23 protein-coding genes and 3 tRNA genes are annotated in these 22622 nt (G+C 54.5%); 11 read left to right on the top strand and 15 right to left on the bottom strand.

Annotation, left to right across the window (positions count from 1 at the left end; translation table 11 throughout):
- Positions 1-13: 13 nt before the first annotated feature.
- The 4 genes from AAF463_RS07175 to AAF463_RS07160 are packed head-to-tail and all read right to left on the bottom strand — an operon-like array spanning position 14 to position 4570.
- A complete protein-coding gene (locus AAF463_RS07175; protein WP_350261782.1) occupies positions 14-1384 on the bottom strand; it encodes an efflux transporter outer membrane subunit in 1371 nt (456 codons plus the stop codon).
- Positions 1381-2472 (bottom strand): HlyD family secretion protein, encoded by a 1092-nt coding sequence (locus AAF463_RS07170; RefSeq protein ID WP_350261781.1) that lies wholly within the window; start codon positions 2470-2472, stop codon positions 1381-1383. The genes AAF463_RS07175 and AAF463_RS07170 overlap by 4 nt, the downstream gene beginning before the upstream one ends.
- Entirely contained in the window at positions 2469-4136 is a 1668-nt protein-coding gene (locus AAF463_RS07165) for an MFS transporter (protein WP_350261780.1), read from the bottom strand. Before AAF463_RS07165 ends, AAF463_RS07170 begins: the two co-directional genes overlap by 4 nt.
- Before the next feature lie 2 nt (positions 4137-4138).
- A complete protein-coding gene (locus AAF463_RS07160; protein ID WP_101760893.1) occupies positions 4139-4570 on the bottom strand; it encodes a MarR family transcriptional regulator in 432 nt (143 codons plus the stop codon).
- Between the two features lie 484 nt (positions 4571-5054).
- Here AAF463_RS07160 and AAF463_RS07155 point away from each other — a divergent pair, with 484 nt between their 5' ends.
- The 3 genes from AAF463_RS07155 (at position 5055) to AAF463_RS07145 (ending at position 7300) form a co-directional block, all read left to right on the top strand.
- Positions 5055-5312, top strand: a complete 258-nt coding sequence (locus tag AAF463_RS07155) for a biofilm/acid-resistance regulator YmgB/AriR (protein WP_101760894.1) — start codon at positions 5055-5057, stop codon at positions 5310-5312.
- Positions 5313-5464: 152 nt separating this feature from the next.
- Positions 5465-6964: a SulP family inorganic anion transporter gene (locus tag AAF463_RS07150; RefSeq protein ID WP_217547017.1), complete on the top strand. Its 1500-nt coding sequence runs from the start codon at positions 5465-5467 to the stop codon at positions 6962-6964.
- A gap of 165 nt (positions 6965-7129) precedes the next feature.
- On the top strand, positions 7130-7300 hold the full coding sequence (locus AAF463_RS07145) for a hypothetical protein (RefSeq protein WP_167391169.1): 171 nt from the start codon (positions 7130-7132) through the stop codon (positions 7298-7300).
- Positions 7301-7431: 131 nt separating this feature from the next.
- On the opposite strand, the gene AAF463_RS07140 is transcribed toward AAF463_RS07145, so the two are convergent.
- The 6 genes from AAF463_RS07140 to uvrY form a co-directional block, all read right to left on the bottom strand.
- Positions 7432-7517: transfer RNA gene (locus tag AAF463_RS07140), tRNA-Leu, on the bottom strand.
- An 11-nt stretch (positions 7518-7528) separates the two neighbouring features.
- Positions 7529-7602, bottom strand: a tRNA-Cys gene (locus AAF463_RS07135).
- Between the two features lie 42 nt (positions 7603-7644).
- Positions 7645-7720: transfer RNA gene (locus AAF463_RS07130), tRNA-Gly, on the bottom strand.
- 270 nt (positions 7721-7990) lie between these two features.
- Positions 7991-8539: a CDP-diacylglycerol--glycerol-3-phosphate 3-phosphatidyltransferase gene (pgsA, locus tag AAF463_RS07125; protein ID WP_008102316.1), complete on the bottom strand. Its 549-nt coding sequence runs from the start codon at positions 8537-8539 to the stop codon at positions 7991-7993.
- Between the two features lie 68 nt (positions 8540-8607).
- Complete coding sequence (gene uvrC / locus AAF463_RS07120; RefSeq protein ID WP_110865886.1) at positions 8608-10440, bottom strand: excinuclease ABC subunit UvrC; 1833 nt, start codon at positions 10438-10440, stop codon at positions 8608-8610.
- Entirely contained in the window at positions 10433-11092 is a 660-nt protein-coding gene (gene uvrY / locus AAF463_RS07115) for a UvrY/SirA/GacA family response regulator transcription factor (protein WP_008102320.1), read from the bottom strand. Before uvrY ends, uvrC begins: the two co-directional genes overlap by 8 nt.
- A 430-nt stretch (positions 11093-11522) precedes the next feature.
- On the opposite strand from uvrY, the gene AAF463_RS07110 reads away from it, so the two are divergent.
- Positions 11523-11750, top strand: coding sequence for a DUF2594 family protein (locus AAF463_RS07110; protein ID WP_007887303.1), 228 nt, complete (start codon positions 11523-11525; stop codon positions 11748-11750).
- Between the two features lie 32 nt (positions 11751-11782).
- Here AAF463_RS07110 and AAF463_RS07105 read toward each other — a convergent pair whose 3' ends face one another.
- Positions 11783-12394, bottom strand: coding sequence for an acyl-homoserine-lactone synthase (locus AAF463_RS07105; RefSeq protein WP_008102322.1), 612 nt, complete (start codon positions 12392-12394; stop codon positions 11783-11785).
- Between the two features lie 121 nt (positions 12395-12515).
- A complete protein-coding gene (sdiA, locus tag AAF463_RS07100) occupies positions 12516-13238 on the bottom strand; it encodes a transcriptional regulator SdiA (protein ID WP_101760898.1) in 723 nt (240 codons plus the stop codon).
- A 553-nt stretch (positions 13239-13791) separates the two neighbouring features.
- On the opposite strand from sdiA, the gene AAF463_RS07095 reads away from it, so the two are divergent.
- The gene (locus tag AAF463_RS07095) at positions 13792-14466 is read left to right on the top strand and encodes a DUF4396 domain-containing protein (protein WP_350261779.1); all 675 of its coding nucleotides are present in this window, start codon (positions 13792-13794) and stop codon (positions 14464-14466) included.
- Here the strand turns inward: AAF463_RS07095 and AAF463_RS07090 are convergent, their stop codons facing one another.
- Complete coding sequence (locus AAF463_RS07090; RefSeq protein ID WP_350261778.1) at positions 14467-15165, bottom strand: extensin family protein; 699 nt, start codon at positions 15163-15165, stop codon at positions 14467-14469. It abuts the gene before it with no gap.
- Between the two features lie 408 nt (positions 15166-15573).
- Here AAF463_RS07090 and cycA point away from each other — a divergent pair, with 408 nt between their 5' ends.
- On the top strand, positions 15574-16965 hold the full coding sequence (cycA, locus tag AAF463_RS07085) for a D-serine/D-alanine/glycine transporter (RefSeq protein WP_101760901.1): 1392 nt from the start codon (positions 15574-15576) through the stop codon (positions 16963-16965).
- 101 nt (positions 16966-17066) lie between these two features.
- Here cycA and AAF463_RS07080 read toward each other — a convergent pair whose 3' ends face one another.
- Both AAF463_RS07080 and rutR read right to left on the bottom strand, forming a co-directional pair.
- On the bottom strand, positions 17067-18041 hold the full coding sequence (locus AAF463_RS07080; protein WP_350261777.1) for a metal-dependent hydrolase: 975 nt from the start codon (positions 18039-18041) through the stop codon (positions 17067-17069).
- A gap of 23 nt (positions 18042-18064) precedes the next feature.
- The gene (gene rutR, locus AAF463_RS07075) at positions 18065-18700 is read right to left on the bottom strand and encodes an HTH-type transcriptional regulator RutR (RefSeq protein ID WP_110865882.1); all 636 of its coding nucleotides are present in this window, start codon (positions 18698-18700) and stop codon (positions 18065-18067) included.
- 307 nt (positions 18701-19007) lie between these two features.
- On the opposite strand from rutR, the gene rutA reads away from it, so the two are divergent.
- Genes rutA through rutF form a run of 5 tightly spaced genes read left to right on the top strand, consistent with a single transcriptional unit; the run spans position 19008 to position 22587 of the window.
- Positions 19008-20099 carry a pyrimidine utilization protein A gene (gene rutA, locus AAF463_RS07070; protein ID WP_049851054.1) on the top strand — a complete coding sequence of 364 codons (1092 nt, stop codon included), beginning with the start codon at positions 19008-19010 and terminating at the stop codon, positions 20097-20099.
- The gene (gene rutB / locus AAF463_RS07065) at positions 20099-20809 is read left to right on the top strand and encodes a pyrimidine utilization protein B (RefSeq protein WP_110865881.1); all 711 of its coding nucleotides are present in this window, start codon (positions 20099-20101) and stop codon (positions 20807-20809) included. The genes rutA and rutB overlap by 1 nt, the downstream gene beginning before the upstream one ends.
- Before the next feature lie 42 nt (positions 20810-20851).
- Positions 20852-21247 (top strand): pyrimidine utilization protein C, encoded by a 396-nt coding sequence (rutC, locus tag AAF463_RS07060; RefSeq protein WP_110865880.1) that lies wholly within the window; start codon positions 20852-20854, stop codon positions 21245-21247.
- A complete protein-coding gene (gene rutD, locus AAF463_RS07055) occupies positions 21247-22050 on the top strand; it encodes a pyrimidine utilization protein D (RefSeq protein WP_350261776.1) in 804 nt (267 codons plus the stop codon). The genes rutC and rutD overlap by 1 nt, the downstream gene beginning before the upstream one ends.
- 15 nt (positions 22051-22065) lie before the next feature.
- Positions 22066-22587: an NADH-dependent FMN reductase RutF gene (gene rutF, locus AAF463_RS07050; protein WP_110865878.1), complete on the top strand. Its 522-nt coding sequence runs from the start codon at positions 22066-22068 to the stop codon at positions 22585-22587.
- The last annotated feature ends 35 nt before the right edge of the window (positions 22588-22622 follow it).

Here is a 22622-nt window from a genome sequence, read left to right as displayed (position 1 = left end):
TGCGACATGATGTTTAACCCTGCCAGCCGCCGCCGAGCGAACGATATAGATCGATTTGCGCTAACAGCAGCGTATTTTTTACTGACACGATATTCAGCTGAGTGCTGAACAGCGTGCGCTGGGCGTCCAGCTCATCCAGATAAGAGGCGTAACCATTTTGGTAACGGTTGTGGGCAATGCGATACGCTTCCGCCACATAACTCTCCTGTTTCTGCAACTCCGCCAGCTGCTCCTCGCTACGGCGAATGGCATCCAGCGCGTTATCCACGTCGGAGAAGGCGTTACGCACCACTTTTTCATAACCGTACAGCGCCTGATTACGCGTCGCCATCGCCACATCCACCTGAGCAGTTAGCGCTTCGCGATTTAACAGCGGAGCCAGAATGCTGCCGCCAATGCTCCACAGACGGAACGGATTATCCAGCAGCTGATGCAGTTCGCTGCTTTGCAAGGTGCCGCTGGCGGTGAGATTGAGCGACGGCAACAGTTTGGCCTGGGTTGACGCCAGTGACGCGTCGGCGGCCAGCAGCTGGCGCTGCGCCTGCACAATATCGGGACGGCGATTCAGCAGCTGCGACGGCAGCAGCGATGGCAAGATTTGCGGCTTGATGTGGTCGAACTGGCTGCTGCGCGCGATTTGGCGCGGGTTCATGCCCACCAGCACGCTAAGCGCGTTCTCCTGCTGCTCGATCTGATGCTGCAACTGCGGGATCTGCGCTTTGGCGGTTTGATATTCCGAGGCGGCCTGCATCCATTCAAGGCGCGAGGTGTAGCCGGTTTCAAACTGGCGCTGCGCCAGGTTGAGCGAGTTTTTGCGCGTCGCCAGCGTTGCCTGGGTTACGCGCAGCTGTTCATCCAGCGCACACAAGCTGAGGTAGCCCGATGCCACCGAACTGGCGACGGTGAGCTCAGCGGCAGAAGCGGCAGCACGCTGCGCATCCAGCGAAGCTTCTGCGGCGCGAATGCTGTTGCTGCGGCTGCCCCATAAATCCACCTCGTAGTTGGCCTGCAGCAATCCCTGAAATACCGCGTTTTCATACGGCTGACCGGTGGCCGCCGACAGCGCACGCTGATGCGTAGCCGCCACGCCCGCCGACAGCGTTGGGAAATTATCGCCCTGCGCGGCACGCAACTCGGCACGGTATTGATCCACGCGCGAACGCGCGGTGAGGACATCGCTGTTGTGCTGCAACGCCTGCGTGACAAGGCGATTGAGATTGGCATCGCCGAAGTTCTGCCACCATTGCGCCTCCGGCAGCGCATGCGGGCCCACCTGCTGACGCCAGCTCTCAGGAATCGGCAACGATGAGGGCGCTTTTTCCACTTGCGTTGCACAGCCGCTCACCATCAATGCCACACAGGTGGCTAACAATAAGCGCCTCATGGCGCATCCTTGTGCGGCTCTGCGGCGGTATCAATGCTTACTTCCACTGACATGCCCGGACGCAGTGCTTGCAGATCGTCATTCAAAATTTTGATGCGCACCGGAATGCGCTGGGCAATTTTCACAAAGTTGCCGGTGGCGTTATCCGGCGAGATAGCACTGAATTCGGAACCGGCGGCAGGCGAAATAAACTCGACGCGGCCATCGTAGTGCTTACCGTCCAGCGCATCGACGCGGATATTCACCGGTAAACCGGGACGCACGCGCGCCAATTGAGTTTCCTTGAAATTCGCGATGATCCATTTGTTTTCTGGCACCACCGAGGTCAAACGCGTGCCGGCGGTCACATAGCTGCCTTTGCGCACCGACAGCTGACCGAGCTGGCCGCTGTCTGGCGCGATGATGAGCGTATTCGCCAGGTCGATATTTGCCAACTCCAGCGCCGCCTGCGCACTGGCAACATCGCCTTGCAGTGACGCGCGATTCACCACCACGGTTTGCAGATTCTGTTGTGAAACGGCCACCTGCGCATCCGCCTGACGCAACTGCGCCTGCGCCTGGGCATTTGCCGCGCGGGCGGCGTCGCGCTCACGTACCGACAGCGAGCCATCAGCCGCCAGATTCTCGACGCGCTTGAGATCGAGGCTGCTTTTCAGCGCCTGCGCTTTGGCATTTTCCAGCGCCGCTTTATTGCTGAGAATATTGGCTTCGGCACTTTTACGTTGCTGCTGGTTGTTGTTCTGCGCGGCGATTTTCATATCCAGCTGCGCCTGCGCCTGATGCACGCGCTGACGATAGATACGATCGTCGATGGTCATCAGCAGTTGGCCTTTGGTCACTGGCTGCAAATCCACCACGTTCACTTCAGTCAGATAGCCATTCACCTGCGGGCTGATAAAGGTTACCTGGCCACGCACGTAGGCGTTTTCCGTGGACTGAACGGTGCTGGTGAACGGCCACAGCTGCCAGGCATAGAGGATCACCAGCACGCCGACGATGACAATGCCGCTGCCAGCGGCAATAGAAAGAATGCGTCGGCGGTTGGTGCGCTCGCGCTCCGCCGCCTGAATGTCGTCCTGTTGGCTCATGAATTCTCCGTCGGGGTTACTGGTTGTGCCGCATTCATTTTAGTCTGACGCCAGTTGATATAGCGTAAGCGCGTCAGGCGATACAGCACCCAGATTAAGGTGATGAAAGCCAGCGCGGCGGTAAGAAGATAAGTATCGTTATAGGCCAGCACGTTGGCTTGCAGCGTCGCCACCGTTTGCAGCTGGCTGCTGCTTTGCGCGCTGAGCAGCACGCTATCCGGCAACTGGCTGCTAAACAGCGAGCTGTACTGGCTAAGGCGTTCGGTCACGTTGGGATCCAGCTGCGACAGCTGATCGCCCAGCAGGCTGGAGTGGTATTTTTCGCGCCACGTCTGGAACGTGCCGAGAATGGCCGCGCCAATAAGGCCGCCTAAGTTCTGGCTCATGCCGAACAGCACCGAGAAGCTGACCAGGTTTTTCGGTTGCGTCACCACGCCGCCAATCCCCAGCAGCATGGCAGGCCCGAGGAAGAAGGCGCTGCCGAAACCGAGCAGAAACTGGCTAAAGTAGAGATTGTGGGCACGCGTCAGCGGGTTGGATTGCGCATCCATCAGCGAGGCGACGATCATCACCACCAGCGACACGACAATTGGCCAGCTCAGATGCGTAGGTTTGATGGTTAATGCGCTGGCGATCATGCCGCAAATCACCCCGGCAATGATCGCTAACGCCAGACCGTGCATCTGATCGTTGAGTAAGCCGAGTTGCTGCAGGAAACCGACCGCGCCGGTGTTTTGCTCGGCCAGCAGAATACGCATCATGATCATCACAATGCCCAGCCGCACAATCGTGCCGTTGCTGAGCCAGCGGGTATTCAGCAACGGATTCTTACGATTGTGCTCGACGACAATCGCCGCCACGATCAACACCAACGCCAGCGCCAATGCCACACCGAGCCACGGCGTGCTGAACCACCATTCGATGCGGCCCAGCGACAGCACCGCGCACAGCAGCGCCATGCCCGGCGCCATCAACATGAAGGTGAGGAAATCCATCTTTTCAAAGGCTTTGATGCGGTCGCCGGGCGGCAGTTTCACCACCAGCACGCAGCCCAGCGAGATCATCGCCAGACCGAGTTCAAACAGGTATAAACCGCGCCACTCTTGCAGCTGCAGCAGTTCGGTGGAGAACAATCGTGCCAGCGGAATCGCCAGCTGCGATGCGGTGATGCCAATCACCAGGGCTTTAAGCCGATGCTTCGCCGGCCAGGCCTGAATCTGGTAATAGATGCCGAGCGAACTGAGCGCCGCGCCGACCATGCCGTGCGCGGTGCGGACAATGATCGCCGAGCTGAGATCGTTAGCCAGCAGGTGGAAAAATGCCACGATCACATACAGCACCAGAAACGCTTCGGTGAACAGCCGCAGACCAAACTGCTGGCGGAACTTCACCAGCAGCAGGTTGATGGAGATGTTGCCCATCACATATACCGCGGGCAGCCAGGCGATCTCATTGCTGTAGGCGCCGAAGGTGCCTTGCAGATTGGTAAGGTTGGCAGAGACCAGCGCGTTACTCAGCGCGCCGGTAATCGAAATCAATAAGCCAATGATGCCAAACGCGATGCGCTTCGAAGGCGAATGCAGCGGCGTTGAGGGCGAGCCCGGCAGCATCGGCTTCTCATGCGGCAGCCATTCGCGCGGAGCATAAGGATTACGTTTTGCCACGGTTAAACGCTTCCCAGACGCGCGAGCAGCTGTTGCAGCACCTGTTCCGTTATCGCCAGCGATGCAGGATCGATATCCGCCAGCAACTGTGCACGTAGCGCATCGGCCTGCGTTTTCACTTCGGCAAAGGCCACGCTGCCCTGCTCCGTCAGAATCAGCAGGCGTTTGCGGCGATCTTCCGGCGGCTGCACGCGCGCCAATAGCTGCTGCTTCACCAGACGATCCACCAGCGGCACGACGCTGGCCTCTTCCAGACCAAGCAACTGCGCCAGCGCTTTTTGCGTTGGCGGCTCGGCGGCGGTGGCAACGCTGGCAATTGCCATCCAGCTGCTCATGCTCAGTCCGCTCTCTTTGAGGCGACGATCGACAGCCAAACGCCACGCGTGCGCGGTGAGATGCAGCAAACGAGAAAAGGGTTGGGGATAGTCGCTCAAAACGTAGTGGCCTAATGGTTAGGTATCTAACTAAACGGGAGCGTTATTATAAGGTAAGCCGCTCGCCAATGAAAATTTTGCTTACACCTGCAAACGTAGTTGGCAGGACAAAAAATCTCCAGCTTTCTTTATCAGTTGTACAACTCACCGAAAATTTGGCGGTTTGGGCTTATTCTTGTATAGCTTTTAGAAAACATTACAAATCATAAGTAACTGTTAAATAAGGGCTAGCACAAATTGCTTAAAATCCAGGTTGTACAAGTTGTGCTGGATTGTATAAGTTTACGTCCCGTGAGCCAGGAGATGGCTCCGTAACGAATGATGCACTTTGCGTCGCCTCTGAAGGTGTTGTGGATTTCCACCTTCAGAGGTGTCTTTTTGCGTTGGTTGATGAGTTGGGTGTTGCGCGCCTGTCCGCGTGCAAATTTTTTCATCATGGAGCTGAAGGCACATTGCCATCAGGCCGATCTTAAGGGCTTCACATATGCAAAACGCCGCACACAGTAGCGCTGCCATCGCTGACTATTTCAAACTGGCCGGTAACAGCGACAGCAGTGAAATGGAAGTTTTCGGGCAGATCATCGCCGAAATCCTGCAAGCCGGTATGCCGGTTTCTAATAAAGCGATTATTGCTTCGCTGATTAACCGTCTTGAGATGGAAAGCGATGTGATTCAGCTGGATATTTATCGCCATCTGCTTGAATTGGTTGTGAATAAAACACCTGACGATCTCGCGGTCTAAAGCCGGATTCCAGGGATGGAATCACCCTCACCTGACCCAACGCGCTAGCGTCTCACCTTATTGCCCGGTAACATCCCTTCTCGGAAAATCCTAACTGGTTACTGCCGTACCGCGACGGTATGCGCACAATAATAAAAGAGCCTGCACAATTTATGAGTCAACCAACTGAGCGCACCACTGCGGTGGAGAGCGATATCACTGTGGGGCGCGTTTTACGTTCGCCTGCCCTGCTAACCCGCGAGTGTCTGGCCGGCATTATTACCGCGCTGGCGCTGATCCCGGAAGTTATCTCCTTCTCCGTGATTGCCGGTGTCGATCCTAAAGTCAGCCTTGTGGCCTCGGTGGTGCTGTGCCTGACGCTGTCGATTCTGGGCGGTCGTCCGGCGATGGTCACCGCAGCGGCCGGTTCGGTGGCGCTGGTGATCGGCCCAATGGTGCATGCGCACGGCGTTGAATACATCCTGCCGGCGGTGATTATGGGCGGCATTATCCAGATTATCTTTGGGCTCGCTGGGTTGTCGCGCATGATGCGCTATATCCCGCGTTCGGTGATGATCGGCTTCGTTAACGCCCTCGGCATCCTGATCTTTTTTGCGCAGGTCCCGCACGTTTGGGGACAATCCGAGTTGGTGTGGGTGCTGTTCGCCGTTACGCTCGCCATCGTGCTGCTGCTACCAAAAGTGCTGAAAAGCGTCCCTTCACCGCTGGTGGCGATTGTGGTGGTGACGGCGGTGGCGTTGCTGCTTGGCTATCGCGTACCGAACGTGGGCGATGAAGGGCCAATGACCGCCGGTCTGCCAGGCTTCACGACGCTGCTGGTCCCAATCAATCTGCACACGCTGCAAATCATCTGGCCCACCGCCTTGAGCATCGCCTTTGTGGGTTTGATGGAATCATTGCTGACCGCCAAACTGGTGGATGACATCACCGATACGCCTTCCGCTAAACGCCGCGAATCCTGGGCGCTGGGCGTCGGCAATATTCTTGCGGGCTTCTATGGCGGCATCGCCGGTTGCGCGATGATTGGCCAAACCATCGTTAACGTCGAGCTGGGCAAAGCACGTACGCGTGTTTCGACGGTCGCGGCGGGTATCGTGCTGCTGTTATTAGTGACCGGACTGAGCCAGATTATGGCGCAGATCCCGATGGTAGTACTGGCGGGCATTATGATGGTGGTAGCGGTGAAAACCGTGAACTGGCACAGCCTTCAGCCGGCAACGCTGAAACGCATGCCGTGGTCGGAAACCTTTGTAATGGTGCTGACGGTGGCGGTCACCGTGTGGACCGGTAACCTGGCGATTGGCGTGCTGGTTGGTGTGATTCTGGCGATGATGCTGTTCGCACGCCGCATCGCTCACGTCATTCACGCTGAACGCCAGCTGAGCGAGGATGGCCAACAGGTCAATTACACCGTGCGCGGCCCGCTGTTCTTTGGTAGCAGCAATGATTTGTTTGAACACTTCAATTACGGCCACGATCCAAAAACTGTCACCATCGATTTGACGCATGCGCAGATTTGGGACGCTTCCAGCGTGGCGGCCCTTGATGCTATCGAATATCGCTATCAGCGCCATGGAGCGAACGTCACCTTTATCGGGCTGGATAACCGCAGCAGCGATTTCCGCGAGCGGCTGAGTGGCAATCTGGGATAGAAATATTAGGATTGAGACGAAAAACGCCGGAAATCCGGCGTTTTTTATGGTTACTGCCGCGCTTCGCTTGCGAAATTTGCTGTCACTGACTTTGCTTAGCTCATGGTCAATCCTTTGATCTCTTTGGGATTGGTTACTCAATCGCTTAATTATAAGGAGCAGCAGATGAACGTTTTAGCAAAAGCAGCATTGGTGACGTTAACCTTGGTATCGCTGGCGGGTTGTATGCACAAGAGTGATGCGGTCGGCAACGATGGGCGCCCACATGCGCCAAGTAACCAACCGGTGCCGGGTGCCAGCGAAGGTGCAGGTCCGGTGGGACAACCGCAATCGTAATGACTTGCCCGGCTTAGCCGGGTTTTTTATTGGCGATGAGGTAAGGACAAAAACAAAAAAACCGCCCTTGGGCGGTTACGACATTACTGCATATTGCTTTGATTTTATTTGGTTTTTCACAGCTTGAAATATGGTGCCCGGGGCGGGACTTGAACCCGCACAGCCATAAGCCGAGGGATTTTAAATCCCTTGTGTCTACCGATTTCACCACCCGGGCAGGGTATAAATTGGAGGCGCGTCCCGGAGTCGAACCGAGGTAGACGGATTTGCAATCCGTTGCATGGCCACTCTGCCAACGCGCCTTTAATCTGATATGTAATTCGTTGAATACGAACCACTAAATTTGGAGCGGGAAACGAGACTCGAACTCGCGACCCCGACCTTGGCAAGGTCGTGCTCTACCAACTGAGCTATTCCCGCATAATCTTCGTCTTTCAATTTGTTGCTGCGTTAGCTTCCTTAACTCACACAGGTCACTTACTGAAGTAAGCTCTCTGTGATTCGTTCAGTTGCTGCCTTGCTACAAATTGAAATACTCGATTCTGTATTTCTTCATCGAACTTGCTGATTTTGTTCAGCTTCTTGCAGGCTTGCTGCCGTTCGATGCGATGCATTCTACTTATCTGACGCAGTGAGTCAACAGAATTATCCACACACTGCGTCCGTTTGCTGCTTTTTAAATCGCATCGATCAGCTATCGAGCAAATCGCCGCGCGCTGCGCTTAAATACTGGAACATTGACCAGAACGTCAGCACGGCTGCGATGTACAGTGCGACCACACCCACGCCAACCACCGTGGCTTCTGGACGCCACAGCAGGGCAAACAGCGAGAACATCTGCGCGGTGGTTTTCACCTTGCCGATCCACGACACTGCCACGCTGCTGCGTTTGCCGATCTCCGCCATCCACTCACGCAGCGCAGAGATAATGATTTCACGCGCGATCATCGTTGCCGCAGGCAGCGTAATCCACCACGCGTGGAAATGCTCCGCCACCAGCACCAGCGCAATCGCCACCAGCACTTTATCCGCAACCGGATCGAGGAACGCGCCAAAACGCGTGGTCTGCTTCCAGCGACGCGCTAAAAAACCATCAAACCAGTCAGTAACCGCAGCAATCACAAAGATCAGTGCAGTAGCAAAGGGAGCCCATTGAAATGGCAGATAAAACGCCAGGACAAAAAAGGGAATAAGTACGACTCGAAACAGGGTAAGACACGTCGGAATGTTAAATTGCATATGCCAGTAACTGTCTGGTGTGAGTAGGGTTTCATGTATGTTGCTACATTGCCCCCCCTCTTTCAACGTTAGTGTTTCAGTGAGTAGTAGATTTTTTCCGCCAGCGCGGTGGAAATTCCCGGCACTTTAGCAATCTCGTCGACGCTGGCATTCATCAGCGGTTGCAGGCCACCCATATACTTGAGCAGCTGCTGGCGCCGTTTGGGCCCCACGCCTTCAATACTTTCCAACGCGCTGGTGTTCTTCACTTTGGCGCGTTTTTTCCGATGACCTGAAATCGCATGATTGTGAGAGTCATCACGAATATGCTGAATCACATGCAGCGCAGGCGAGTCCGGCGGTAAGGAAACGCCCTCACCTTCCGCTTCAAAGAACAGCGTTTCCAGCCCGGCTTTACGATCGCTACCCTTCGCCACGCCGAGTAAAATCGGACGATCTTTATCCCAGGGTACATTCAGCTCGGCAAAAACCTGTTTCGCCTGCGCTAACTGACCTTTACCGCCGTCGATGATGATCACGTCGGGGATTTTGTCCTCTTCCAGCGCTTTGCCGTAACGACGGCGCAGCACCTGATTCATCGCCGCGTAATCATCGCCCGGCGTGATGCCCTCAATGTTGTAGCGACGGTAATCCGAACGCAGCGGACCATCACGGTTGAACACCACGCACGACGCAATGGTCTGCTCGCCCATGGTGTGGCTGATGTCGAAGCACTCCATGCGATGAATGGTGTCGAGCTCAAGGAACGTCGCCAGCGCCGCCAGACGCTGCTGAATGGTCGAATGCTGCGACAGCTTGGTAGTCAGTGCCGTTGCCGCATTGGTGCGCGCCAGTTTCAGGTAGCGTGCACGGTCACCACGCGGCTTACTTTGAATATTCACTTTACGTCCCGCCAGCGCGCTCAGCGATTCCGCCAGCAGCTCACGTTCCGGTAGCGTAAAGTCCAGCAGAATTTCCGCCGGCAAAGTGCGCGCTTCACTGCCTTGCAGATAGAACTGCCCGACAAAGGTTTGTACCACTTCGGTCAGTTCGGTATCGGCAGGTACTTTCGGGAAGTAGCTGCGGCTGCCGAGCACTTTGCCCTGACGGATAAACAGCACGTGCAAGCAAGCCATGCCAGCATCAAAGGCCACGCCCATCACATCCAGGTCTTCACCCTGATTGGAGACAAATTGCCGCTCGGTTACGCGTCTTACCGCTTGAATCTGGTCGCGTAAAATCCCGGCCTCTTCAAAACGCAGTTCCTCACTGGCATTTTCCATGCGCTTGACCAGCTGATTAATCACCTGATCATCTTTCCCCGCGAGGAACAAACGCACGTAATCGGTTTGCTGCGCATACTCCTCTTCGCTAACCAAGCCGGAAACGCAGGGTCCAAGGCAGCGGCCAATTTGATACTGCAAACACGGGCGCGAGCGGTTGCGATACACGCTGTTTTCACACTGGCGAATCGGGAATACCTTTTGCAGCAGCGCGAGGGTTTCACGTACCGCATAGCCGTTCGGAAACGGGCCAAAGTATTCGCCTTTGGCGTGCTTCGCGCCACGGTGCATCGCCAGACGCGGATGGCTATCGCCACTGAGGAAAATGTAAGGATAGGATTTGTCATCGCGCAGCAGCACGTTATAGCGCGGCTGGTAGAGCTTGATGTAGTTATGCTCCAGCAGCAGCGCTTCCGTTTCGGTGTGCGTCACGGTGACGTCGATGTTCTGGATGTTGCTGACCAGCACTTCAGTTTTGCGACTGCCCACCTGCGTACGGAAGTAGCTGGTCAGGCGCTTTTTAAGGTCTTTGGCTTTACCAACATAGATCACCGTACCGGCCGCATCGTACATACGGTAGACGCCGGGTTGGCTGGTCACGGTGCTGAGAAAGGCTTTGGAATCGAAAACGTCACTCACTACTGATTAATGGCTCCGCATTGAACAGGCCATGTCGAATGGCCAAATGCGTTAACTCGACGTCGCCACTGATATTCAACTTGCTGAACATGCGATAGCGGTAACTGTTAACGGTTTTCGGGCTGAGACTGAGTTGTTCGGAAATTTCCGTCACTTTCTGCCCGCGTGTGATCATCAGCATAATCTGCAATTCCCTTTCCGACAAACAGCTGAAGGGGGATTCGGCTTTTTGCGGTTCGATCTGGCTAAGTGCCATTTGCTGAGCAATATCCGAAGCGATATAGCGTTGCCCTGAATGCACCGAGCGAATCGCACTCACCACTTCCTGCGGCGCGGCGCCTTTACTGAGATAACCCGCTGCGCCCGCCTGCATCACCTTCGCCGGCAGTGGATTTTCGGTATGAATGGTGAGCATGATGATGCGGATATCCGGGTTAAAGCGCACAATTTTGCGTGTCGCTTCCAGGCCGCCAATACCGGGCATGTTCATGTCCATCAGCACTACGTCAACCGGATTGCTGCGGCACCATTTCACGGCGTCTTCACCGCACGCCGCTTCACCCGCAATAACGAGTCCTTTCATATCTTCCAGAATGCGGCGAATACCGGCGCGTACCAGTTCATGGTCATCAACAAGAAGCAGGCTGATCAACGGGACGTACTCCGCAGGTTAAGAAAGGGAAATATATTTCAGAACGGTCATCTTACCGGTTTTCAGGTGGAAAAAACATCTACAGTCACAGATAAATCTCAAATGAACTGATGTAAATCAATAACATTTCTTTGATGCAGCTTTTACTGCACAGGGCAATAACATGCAAAATGAGATAAGTTAAATTGTCATTAATATCATTAAGTTATAATTTATAGCTCGATTTTATTGTCGCATTCCGATCGCCTGGTAAATAACAGCTAAACGCCAATTCTGGTTGCTGACAAATAGCGCAATGCGCAATTAAAAAGCGGTCTGACTTTTACCGCTTCGCTTCATTAAAATTCATCTGAAAACCCTATGATATACTCTCTTTCTTACGCACAGGAAGAATGTGTCAACATTGAGTAATACCCCCAAGGAGTCAATTATGAGTGATGAAGATTTCGCAACTTCACGAGACACGCAGGCGCTGGCCGACGAAGTCGCCTGTCTGAAAATGATGGTGACGCTGATTCTGAAAGGAATGGGTCAAGCCGATGCCGGTAAGGTGATCATCAACATGGAGCGTTATGTGCAAGCTTCGTTAGGCGATAAGCCGCAGGCGGAAGTGTTTAATAATACAATTCGTCAAATCAAAACCGCTTACCGTCAATAAGCGATGTGCCCCGCGCGAAATGCGCGGGGTATTTAGCTGTGTGATTGCCAGTTTACTGAAACACCCAGCGACGGCAGCACCTCTTCCGGGCTAAAGCGTCGTGTACCCCGATATTTCTCCGCCAGCGCCGGTTGATCAACCGGAATGCGAATGGCAAACAGATTGTCTTCAGATTGGATCAAGCCCGGTGAGAGCGGCTCGTAGACTACCTGATGCTGTTCGAACATCTTCTCAAGCATTGGCGTCGCCGAACTGATCAAATACTCCATGCCGCTCAGTTCTGCTAATTGCACCGAGTGCCACAAAATACTCAGCGGTAGCTCCGCGTCCACCTCAAGGCGCGCCGAGAAGCGCGACATTTCCCATACCTTTTCCTGATCGAAAGGCAGAACAAAACCTTCCGGCACCTCAGGTTCATGCCACGGCAACAGACGTGCGCAGCCGCAAATACCCTGACGAGCGTTCCAGGCAATCAACCAGGTGACATCCGAACGATCAAAACGATCGTACTCTTGCCCTGGCGTACTCAATCGCGGTGGAATCGACCACCCTTCGCCGCGCGCAAACACGCTATAGCGATACGTTCCCAGTTCTGCCAACAGTGAGGACGGCATATCCTTAAGCTGTGTTTGAATTACTTTCATCATGCGCCTCTGACATCCCCATGTATGCAATGATTTCTTTGAGCCAGCCTGGCAACGTTGCGCGCAGGGTAGACAACTGACACGGGAGAAGGAACTACTAAAATTAGTAGTTGCTTTTTCGCTATATCAGGCCAACCGCAGCGGCATAACAGGCAATCTGCGTTTTATTGGAAACATTAAAACGCTTTTGCATATTCTTTTGGTGAAAATTCACCGTATGTTCAGATATGGCTAAAATAAGTGAAATTTCCGCCGACGTTTTTCCTTCCGCCGTCCATTTTAAGATTTCTAATTCACGCTGACTAAAATCGTTAGATAAAACGACCATAGAATCGTCATTCAAACGCTCCAACACGCGCAAACTCAGTTCCGCCAGAAGATGCAGTTTCACCTCAAGCTCTATGCGCAAGTGTTGGGTCTTACTGTGAAGTGTCGATGCAATAGATAATATACCAATGGTACGATTTGGTGCCATTGCTGAGCAGGAAAAGCCGCTCATTAATCCCGCAGCGTTGGCTTCTGCCCACAAATTACCCGCACCGGTAAATAAATCGCGCGTCCATTCAACACCCCGTCCCGGCCGCTGACAGAGTAATAGCACCGGATCGACCTTATAATAGTTCTCGCTTTCGTAGCGTTTTACCCAGCCTTCCGGGTATGTACTGAACAAAAACAAGCGCGGCCGGGTAAAGGGCACCGGATGCTGAACCAAAAAAGCGAAGTAATCGAAACCCAGCTTTTCAATCTGCTGTTGCAACAGGGATTTCAATTGCGTCACTTGCGTTAGCGCCAGAAATTCATTTTCCATTTCGCCTCGCCAGACGAAATAATTATCGGTCGTCATTATTGCCTTAGCGCTGTTTCACGCTTTTACATTCTGAAATTAGTTCGTGTTAACGCAAAAAATAAATTAGCCAGACAAAAAATATTGATTGAAAAAGGAGCAAATTTGCCAGCAGCTAGCATAACTCTTCTACTGTCAATGCGTTAACGTAATGGAGATGTGTAAGTTCACGTTAATTGTTAACAGCTTCACAACTTTAATTCCTCAGCAGATTAGAATAGGATTTTTCTGAAGTAGTTTCAATCATCCAGTTGATTGAAAATGATCGTTAGATTGATAAATTTTTAGCATCGTCATTAACTAAAATTATTGATGCAAAAAGCAGATTGTTTTGCTGTGAAAAGGGTTTGTACGGTGAATGAGTTTTGACTTAATGTTAATCCCACCTATTTCTGCGGTTAAGATAATACATTAGGTAATGATGTGATTTCTCTCACGCTGATTAACGGCTACGCTTAATGCTAGCGGAGTGAAAAGATGCATTGGAAGACAGTGCTGCAGTAAGGCTTAGGCGCATTGTCGCATGTAGGTGGGAAACTTAGCGGAACTGACTATGTTGAACCAGTTTGCATTACCTTTCCTTGTTCTGGGCGTCTGCACTGCCCTGATGATTTTAAAAGATCTTTTTCGCCATCCACATCCGGTGGCGGTGATGAATATCATTTGGCCATTAACCGGTTTGTATATGCCTTTTATTGGCTGGATCGTCTGGTGGTACTTAGGCCGTAAACCATCACAACAGCAAAAACTTGCGCTGTTGGTTTCACAAAAAATACGCAGTAACGCCAGCTGGCAAACTATATTTATTTCCACGTCATTATCCGCAGCGGCTTGTATATTCGGCGATATAATGACAATCCCGATAGTCACTTTACTAAAACAATTTGCCATTAATCCGACGATGGGCATGCAGGCGCTTATTTGCGTTATCGCTTCATTGTTTATGGGATTACTTTTTCAATTTCTGGCGATTCGCCAACGTGAAAAACATTCATTTGGCAGCGCATTATTATTGGCGTTAAAAACCGAAATTTTCCCCCTGCTTATTTTTCAATTAGGTATTTTTATCTTTATGGCGTTGGCCCTAAAGTTTGTGCTGAACGAGCAGGTCAACCCGCTGGTGGCGGCATTCTGGTTTATGCTGCAATTGGCCATAATGACTGGCTTTATTTTCTCCTGGCCGGCTAATCATTTCCTGATAAAACGTGGGCTTAATCCTGCGGTATAGCTAACGGCAGTAACCCGAACCGCGCATGCCAAGATGAAAATGGCTGGCATGCGCGGCGTTATAATCGGGCCCCAGCGCATTACCGAACGTCGCACAGCCGTTACGCCACAGCGCATGCAGTCCAGCCGCCGCATCCTCTGGCTGTTGCCAGTTTTTTCCTACCTGCAACCAACGCCCATTTGCCAGCTGAAATCCGGTAATATCCCAGGCATCGGCGCTGGCGTGCTCACTCAAACGCCCTTCCTGACGATGATAAATATTGCGACAGGCGTAGCTGCCAACATGGGCAATGCGTTTCAGCGGACTGTTGAAACCGGCCTGACGCAATGCGCTGTCGCTGTTAATCACAAACATGGTGCTGGCCACCGCCATCGGACAGCTGGCGAGAAAACTGCTGCTCAGCGTGACGTCACCGTAGCCGCTGATACGTAGCGGCTGCTCAATCAGGCAATTCCCTTGCATTGGCGGCACGGCACGAAACTGCACCAGCCGCTGTTCACTGGCTTGCCGCATCACCGCCAGACAGGCAGCCGGATCGCCACTCAGCTTTTTTAGCTTGTAACGCGTCATCCAACCGGGCGGATCGGTAACGTTGAGCGGTGTAAAGGGGTTCCACTGAGGCGGCAGATGCGTTTTCAACCACGGCAAACTAAACCAGCCGCATACAGCCAGCAACGCGACGGCGAACAGAGCGCGCACAATGCCTCACTTTTCCTGATGAAATGAACTAACAAGTGTAGAAGTCATGTGCGCGGAAAGTGACGTAAATCGCTTAATTGTTGAAGATTTACGCAAAATGACTGCGCTTTAAACTCTGTAAATAATTACTGACAGAGCAAAGCACGCAAAAGGTCACAAAGGGGGAAAAACCATTACCGAAACGGGTTGGCTTTCCACTATCTTATGCCACTTGCCTGGACAAAGGCTCATAACGAATGCCCTAAATAATGTGAGCCGCAGGAAGGCGGCAAGAGTGTGAATCATGGGGAGCTTAATTTAGTCAGTTCCTGGGGTGAACACGCGTAGCCAACGCATCTGCGGCTTAAAGTATGACGGGCAAAACAGCCAATAGAGCTGACACAACATCTCGACAGGAAAGAAAAATTTATGGTTGATCAATCAAAAGAGGCGCTCGCTACGGCCGAACAGCCGGATAAACTCCAGCGTAACCTGCATAATCGTCACATTCAGTTAATTGCTATCGGTGGCGCCATCGGCACGGGGTTGTTTATGGGCTCGGGTAAAACCATCAGCCTCGCGGGCCCGTCGATCATTTTCGTCTACATGATCATTGGCTTTATGCTGTTCTTCGTCATGCGCGCCATGGGCGAACTGCTGTTGTCCAACCTCGAATACAAATCCTTTAGCGATTTCGCTGCCGATTTACTCGGTCCGTGGGCGGGCTATTTTACCGGCTGGACGTACTGGTTCTGTTGGGTGGTGACCGGCATTGCCGACGTGGTGGCCATCAGCGCCTATTTCCAGCTGTGGTTCCCGGACTTCTCCATCTGGATGAGCGCCCTGCTGTGCGTCTTTGTCTTCCTGGCTTTGAACATCGCTACGGTGAAGCTGTTTGGTGAGATGGAGTTTTGGTTCGCGATTATCAAAATCGTCGCCATTGTGGCGCTGATCATCACCGGCATTGTGCTGGTGAGCATGCATTATCCGTCGCCGAACGGTGGCACCGCGTCCCTGAGCAACATCTGGGATCACGGCGGCATGTTCCCGAAAGGCTTGAGCGGCTTCTTTGCCGGCTTCCAGATTGCGGTTTTCGCCTTTGTCGGCATTGAGCTGGTCGGCACCGCGGCAGCAGAAACCAAAGATCCGCACAAAGTTCTGCCGCGTGCAATTAACGCCATTCCGCTGCGCATTATTATGTTTTACGTGCTGGCGCTGATGGTGATCATGGCGGTGACGCCGTGGAATCAGGTGCTGGCGAATCGTAGTCCGTTCGTTGAGATGTTTGTGCTGATCGGCTTGCCTGCCGCCGCCAGCATCGTCAACTTCGTGGTGCTGACCTCCGCCGCCTCGTCCGCCAATAGCGGTATTTTCTCCACCAGCCGCATGTTGTTCGGCCTGGCGGAACAAGGCGTAGCGCATAAAGCCTTTGGTCGCCTCTCGGCGCGTGCGGTGCCAACCACTGGCCTGTTCTTCTCCTGCCTGTGTCTGCTGGCGGGTGTGGCGCTAATCTACCTGATTCCGGATGTGATGACGGTGTTCACCATGGTCACCACGGTGTCGGCGATTCTATTTATGTTCGTCTGGACCATCATCCTGTGCAGCTATCTGGCGTATCGTAAGCAGCATCCACAGCGTCATGCTGAATCGAAGTTCAAAATGCCGCTGGGCAAGTTTATGTGCTGGGTATGCATGGCGTTCTTCGCCTTTGTGCTGGTGCTGCTGACGCTGCAGGAAGATACCCGTCAGGCGCTGATGGTCACGCCGCTGTGGTTTGTGATGCTGACCATGGGCTGGTTGTTACGTCGTCGTAAAGCCTGATTTATCACGGCTACGTTAAGGCTGCCTTTTGAAAGAAAGTGCAGCCTTTTTCTTTTTTGACAGAAAGCGCACCTCATCAGCAAACGCGCTTCACCACGAAGTCACAATCTCTCCCGCAGCTTACGCCACGCCTCACCCAATGCAGGACGCACCGAAGGTTCACGCTGCGGTGCTAGCTCCGGCGACTGCGGCGATCCCAGATTGAAGGTAAAGGTGTAATCCGGCTCTTCCCCCATCCGCAAATCACTGATCAACGTGCGATCGCCCTCCTGCTTCATTGCGTAAAACCCATGACTAAACCACGCTACACGCTCGGCGTGCCATTGCCCTTTGAACGGCGCAAACAGCGCGGGTTGACGATCGTGCCAGCTTATCTGCAGCGAACGCCCCGGTGACAACAGCGACCAATAGGCTTCGCCATAACGCTCTGGCGTCATGATCACCGTGCGCCATACCAGCGTATTAAACGCGGTCGGCGTCACCAGCAGTTGCTCCGGCTGCACTGATTGCTGCGCCAGCACTTGCTCAACGTGCTGCGTCGCCATGCTCTGTGCCACCATGCTCCAGCCGAGGTAGAGCGTACTCACCAATAATCCCGCCTGATTCCAGCGCAAGCCCACAGCATCGCGTCGCCACAGGGCGACGAGCAGCGCAATCAGCAACGGCAAGGTGTACAACGGATCGATGATGTACATGCTGCCAATGGCATAAGGGAAATCGGTGAGCGGCAGGCCCAGCTGCGTACCGTAAACGGTGGTGAGATCCAGCAGCGGATGCGTCACCAGCGCCAGCCACATCGCCAGCGTCCAGCCGCGCCAGTGCGCGCGACTGCGTGTCGCACCGGCCACCAGCCAGCCGAGCAGCGGTGCAATTAAGGTGAGGATTATCAGCGCATGACTTTCGGTGCGATGCAGCGTCATATTGCGGATGGCATCGCCGTGATCGATAAACACGTCGAGATCCGGCAAGGTGCCCGCCACCGCGCCCACCAGCGCCGCTTGCCACAGCGGGACGCGCTTGCCCATCACCGCAACGGTGACCGCCGCGCCTAACGTCAGTTGTGATAACGAATCCATGCACTCTCCTTGAAAACGCGGGATCAGCGCACGCGGATCCCTTCAATTATCATGCGCTGCACGTTTTCCAGCGTCTGTTCAAAAAACGCCGCATCGTTCAACGTCTGGCCGGTAATCGCTTCCACCTGTGAGGCGAAATCCGCATAGTGCTGCGTAGTCGCCCATAGCAGGAAAAACAGGTGCTGCGGCTGCACACCCGCCAACCGACCTTCGGCGATCCACTGTTCGATAATCGCCGCTTTCTCATCCACCAGCGCTTTTAAATCACCGGCCAGTTCACCTTTCAGCAGCGGCGCGCCCTGCAACATCTCAAGGCAGAACAACCGTGAAGCTTGCGGATGATCGCGCGAGACTTCCAGCTTAAGGCGAATGTATTGACGTATCGCGGTCAGAGGATCGTGATCGTGCTGCAGCGCGCGCAGCGGCGCCAGCCACACATCAAGAATTTCTTTTAAAACCGCCACATACAGCACTTCTTTCGACGGATAGTAATACAGCAAATTGGTTTTGGAGACGTCAGCGCGCTCCGCCACTTTATCCAGGCTGGTGCCGTGAATACCGTATTGCGAGAAGAAGGTTAACGCCGCTTCCAGAATGGCTGCCCGCTTTGCGGCGACCGCTCGCGAACGGCGTCCCGGTTTTTTTTCATCGCTTTTCACACTGTTACCTCTTCCGTCCTGCGTCAACGCATCATAACAAAGGGCTTCTTTCCTGCCTAATCGCCCGCCTGCACCTTTTTTGACCACGCGGCGCATGGAAAACGTGCAGAACGTTTTGACCAAACGGTCTGAAATGGACCAATTACTCCAGTTTAGAACAGGCGATACTTTTAACGCATTGTTATTTATCTCTTTTAAAAATGTGGCACAGCCTTTGCAATTTTGTGATGGAGCGCCGCCCGCAGGATGCGTGCAGGAAGCAGCGCAGCGCGTGAAGCAGTCCCCGTCTAATGCAGAGAGGTTTCACATGAAAATTGGCGTCTTTATCCCGATTGGTAATAACGGCTGGCTGATCTCCACCCATGCGCCGCAGTACAAACCGACTTTTGAACTGAACAAAGAGATCGTGCTGAAAGCAGAGCATTATCATTTCGACTTTGCCCTTTCGATGATTAAACTGCGCGGCTTTGGCGGCAAAACCGAGTTTTGGGATCACAACCTCGAATCCTTCACGCTGATGGCGGGACTCGCGGCGGTGACCTCACGCATTGAGATCTACGCCACCGCCGCCACGCTAACCTTACCGCCCGCGATTGTGGCGCGTATGGCCTCCACCATTGATTCCATCTCCAATGGCCGCTTCGGCGTCAACCTCGTTACCGGCTGGCAAAAACCCGAGTACGAGCAGATGGGCTTGTGGCCGGGCGATGCTTACTTCTCCAGCCGCTACCAATATCTGACCGAATACGTCACCGTGCTGCGCGATTTGTGGGGCACCGGCCAGAGCGACTTCAAGGGCGAGTTCTTTACCATGAACGATTGCCGCGTCAGCCCGCAGCCGCAGAAACCGATGAAAGTGATTTGCGCCGGTCAGAGCGATGCGGGCATGGCGTTCTCGGCGCAGCACGCCGATTACAACTTCTGCTTTGGCAAAGGCGTCAACACGCCAACTGCCTTCGCGCCAACTGCCGCGCGTATGAAGCAAGCTGCCGATAAAGCGGGGCGCGACGTCGGTTCCTATGTGCTGTTTATGATCATCGCCGCCGAGAGCGACGAAGCCGCACGCGCCAAATGGGAACACTACAAAGCCGGTGCCGATGAAGAGGCGCTCGCCTGGCTCACCACGCAAAGTCAGCAGGACACCAAATCTGGCAGCGACACCAACGTGCGCCAGATGGCCGATCCGACCTCCGCCGTTAACATCAACATGGGCACGCTGGTGGGTTCTTACGCCAATGTGGCACGAATGTTGGATGAGGTTGCTTTAGTCGATGGCACGCAAGGCGTGTTGCTCACCTTCGATGACTTCCTGCAAGGCATCGAAGATTTCGGTGAACGTATCCAGCCCTTAATGCAGTGTCGCCACGATTTAATCGCATCCCAGCAGGAGGTTGCCTGATGAGTACCGTTGTTTGCGCCCACACCTCAAGTTTACCGAACGTCACCTTGCCGGCGCGCCCGGAAGCCATCGCGCTGCCGCCAGCGCAAAGTGCGCTGATTGTGGTGGATATGCAGAACGCCTACGCCACGCAAGGCGGCTATCTCGATCTGGCGGGCTTTGATGTCTCCGCTACCAAACCGGTGATTGCCAAAATCCATCAGGCGGTCACCGCAGCGCGGGCCGCCGGGATGCAGATCATCTGGTTCCAGAACGGTTGGGACGACCAATACGTTGAAGCCGGTGATGCCGGATCCCCCAACTTCCACAAATCTAATGCGCTGAAAACCATGCGCAAGCGCCCGGAGTTACAGGGCACGCTGCTGTCGAAAGGCGGTTGGGATTATGCGCTGGTCGATGAACTGGTGCCGCAGGCCGGCGATATTGTACTGCCGAAACCGCGCTACAGCGGCTTCTTCAACACCTCCCTCGACAGCATGCTGCGCAGCCGTGGCATCCGCCATCTGGTGTTTACCGGCATCGCCACCAACGTCTGCGTGGAATCGACGCTGCGTGACGGCTTCTTCCTGGAATATTTCGGCGTGGTGCTGGAAGACGCGACCTATCAGGCGGGTCCGGCGTTTGCCCAGCAGGCGGCCATTTTCAATATCGAAACGTTTTTTGGCTGGGTAAGCGATACCGACACTTTCTGCGAAACGCTGAAAAGCTAACGCCTCGATTCACCTGCAAACCGATAAGAAGAGGATTTCGCCATGCCTAAAAGTGTGATTATTCCGCCCGGCACCGGTACGCCCATAGCGCCATTCGTGCCCGGCACCTTAGCTGACGGCGTCGTCTACGTCTCCGGCACCTTGCCGTTCGATGCCAACAACAACGTGGTGCACGTCGGTGATGCCGCCGCGCAAACGCGTCACGTGCTGGAGACCATTAAAAAGGTGATCGAAACCGCCGGCGGCACCATGGACGACGTGACCTTCAACTCGATTTTTCTCACCGACTGGAGCAACTACGCAGCGATCAACCAGATTTACGCCGAATACTTCCCCGGTGATAAACCGGCGCGCTTCTGCATTCAATGCGGCTTAGTGAAACCGGATGCGCTGATCGAAATCGCCACCGTGGCGCATATCGGCAAACAGGAGGCCTGATGCATCTGGAGATCCAGGGTTTAACCGCTGAAGATGCGCCGACGCTGGTGCTCGCTTCCGGTTTAGGCGGCGTCGCCGGTTTCTGGCAACCGCAGCTGGCGGCGCTGACGCCGCATTATCGCGTGGTGACGTACGATCAGCGCGGTACCGGCCGCAGCGCAGATACGCTGCCGGACGGCTACAGCATGACGATGATGGCGGCGGAACTGGCAGAAACGCTGGAACAGCACGGCATTCAACATTACGACATTATCGGCCATGCGCTGGGCGGCTTAATAGGCCTGCAGCTGGCGCTGGACTTCCCGCAGCGCGTGGGCCGCGTGGTGGTGATCAACGGCTGGCTTTCGCTGGATGCGCACACGCAGCGCTGCTTCCAGGTGCGTCAGGATCTGCTGATGAACGTCGGCGTCGAAGCCTTTGTGCGTGCGCAGCCGCTGTTCCTCTATCCCGCGGAATGGCTGGCGCGCAATCAGGAGCGCATTAACGCTGAAGATGCGCACCATGTCGCCCATTTCCAGGGCATGGAAAACCTGCTGCGTCGCTTGCATGCATTGAAAAGCGCGGATTTCCGCGCACATGTGACGCGCATCTCCCAGCCGGTGTTAGCGATCTGCAGCCAGGACGATCTGCTGGTGCCGTGGAGCTGCTCACCGCAGCTGGCGCAGGCGCTGCCCAACGGCAGCCTGATTGAGATGGCCTGGGGCGGACACGCGATGAGCGTCACCGATGCCGACAACTTTAATGCGCTGCTGCTGCGCTGGCTGGCCGATACGGCTGCGCCTGCCCAGCGAGCGGCCAGCTAATCACAGGAGCCGCCAATGAGCGTGCATGAACTGCCAATTTTACCCGGTGTAGAACGCGATGCGTTTCGTAACGCGATGGCGTGCTTAGGCGCGGCGGTGAATATCATCACCACCGACGGTCCCGCTGGACGCGCCGGATTTACCGCCTCGGCGGTGTGCAGCGTTACTGATACGCCGCCCACGCTGCTGGTTTGTCTTAATCGCTCAGCGTCGGTGTGGCCGATTTTTCGCGACAACGGTTATCTGTGCGTTAACACCCTGGCCGCCGGGCATGAAGATCTCTCGACGCTATTTGGCGGCAAAACGCCGATGGCAGAACGCTTTGCCGCCGCTGACTGGCACACGCTGGCCAGCGGTTCACCGCTGTTAGACGGCGCGCTGGTGTCGTTTGATTGCAAAGTGGCACAAGTAGTCAGCGTGGGCACGCACGACATTCTGTTTTGCGAAGTGCAGGCGCTGGTACGCAATGATGAAACGCACGGTCTGGCATGGTTTGACCGTGGCTATCATCACCTTTTACGGCAGGACGCCCGCTAACGCCGCCTTGTGCGGCCCGCTTTCACTGACACCCT

Source organism: Pantoea sp. BJ2, from assembly GCF_040255075.1.
In the GTDB taxonomy this organism is placed as follows: Bacteria; Pseudomonadota; Gammaproteobacteria; order Enterobacterales; family Enterobacteriaceae; genus Pantoea; species Pantoea leporis.
This window is presented reverse-complemented; position numbering and strand designations above follow the sequence as displayed.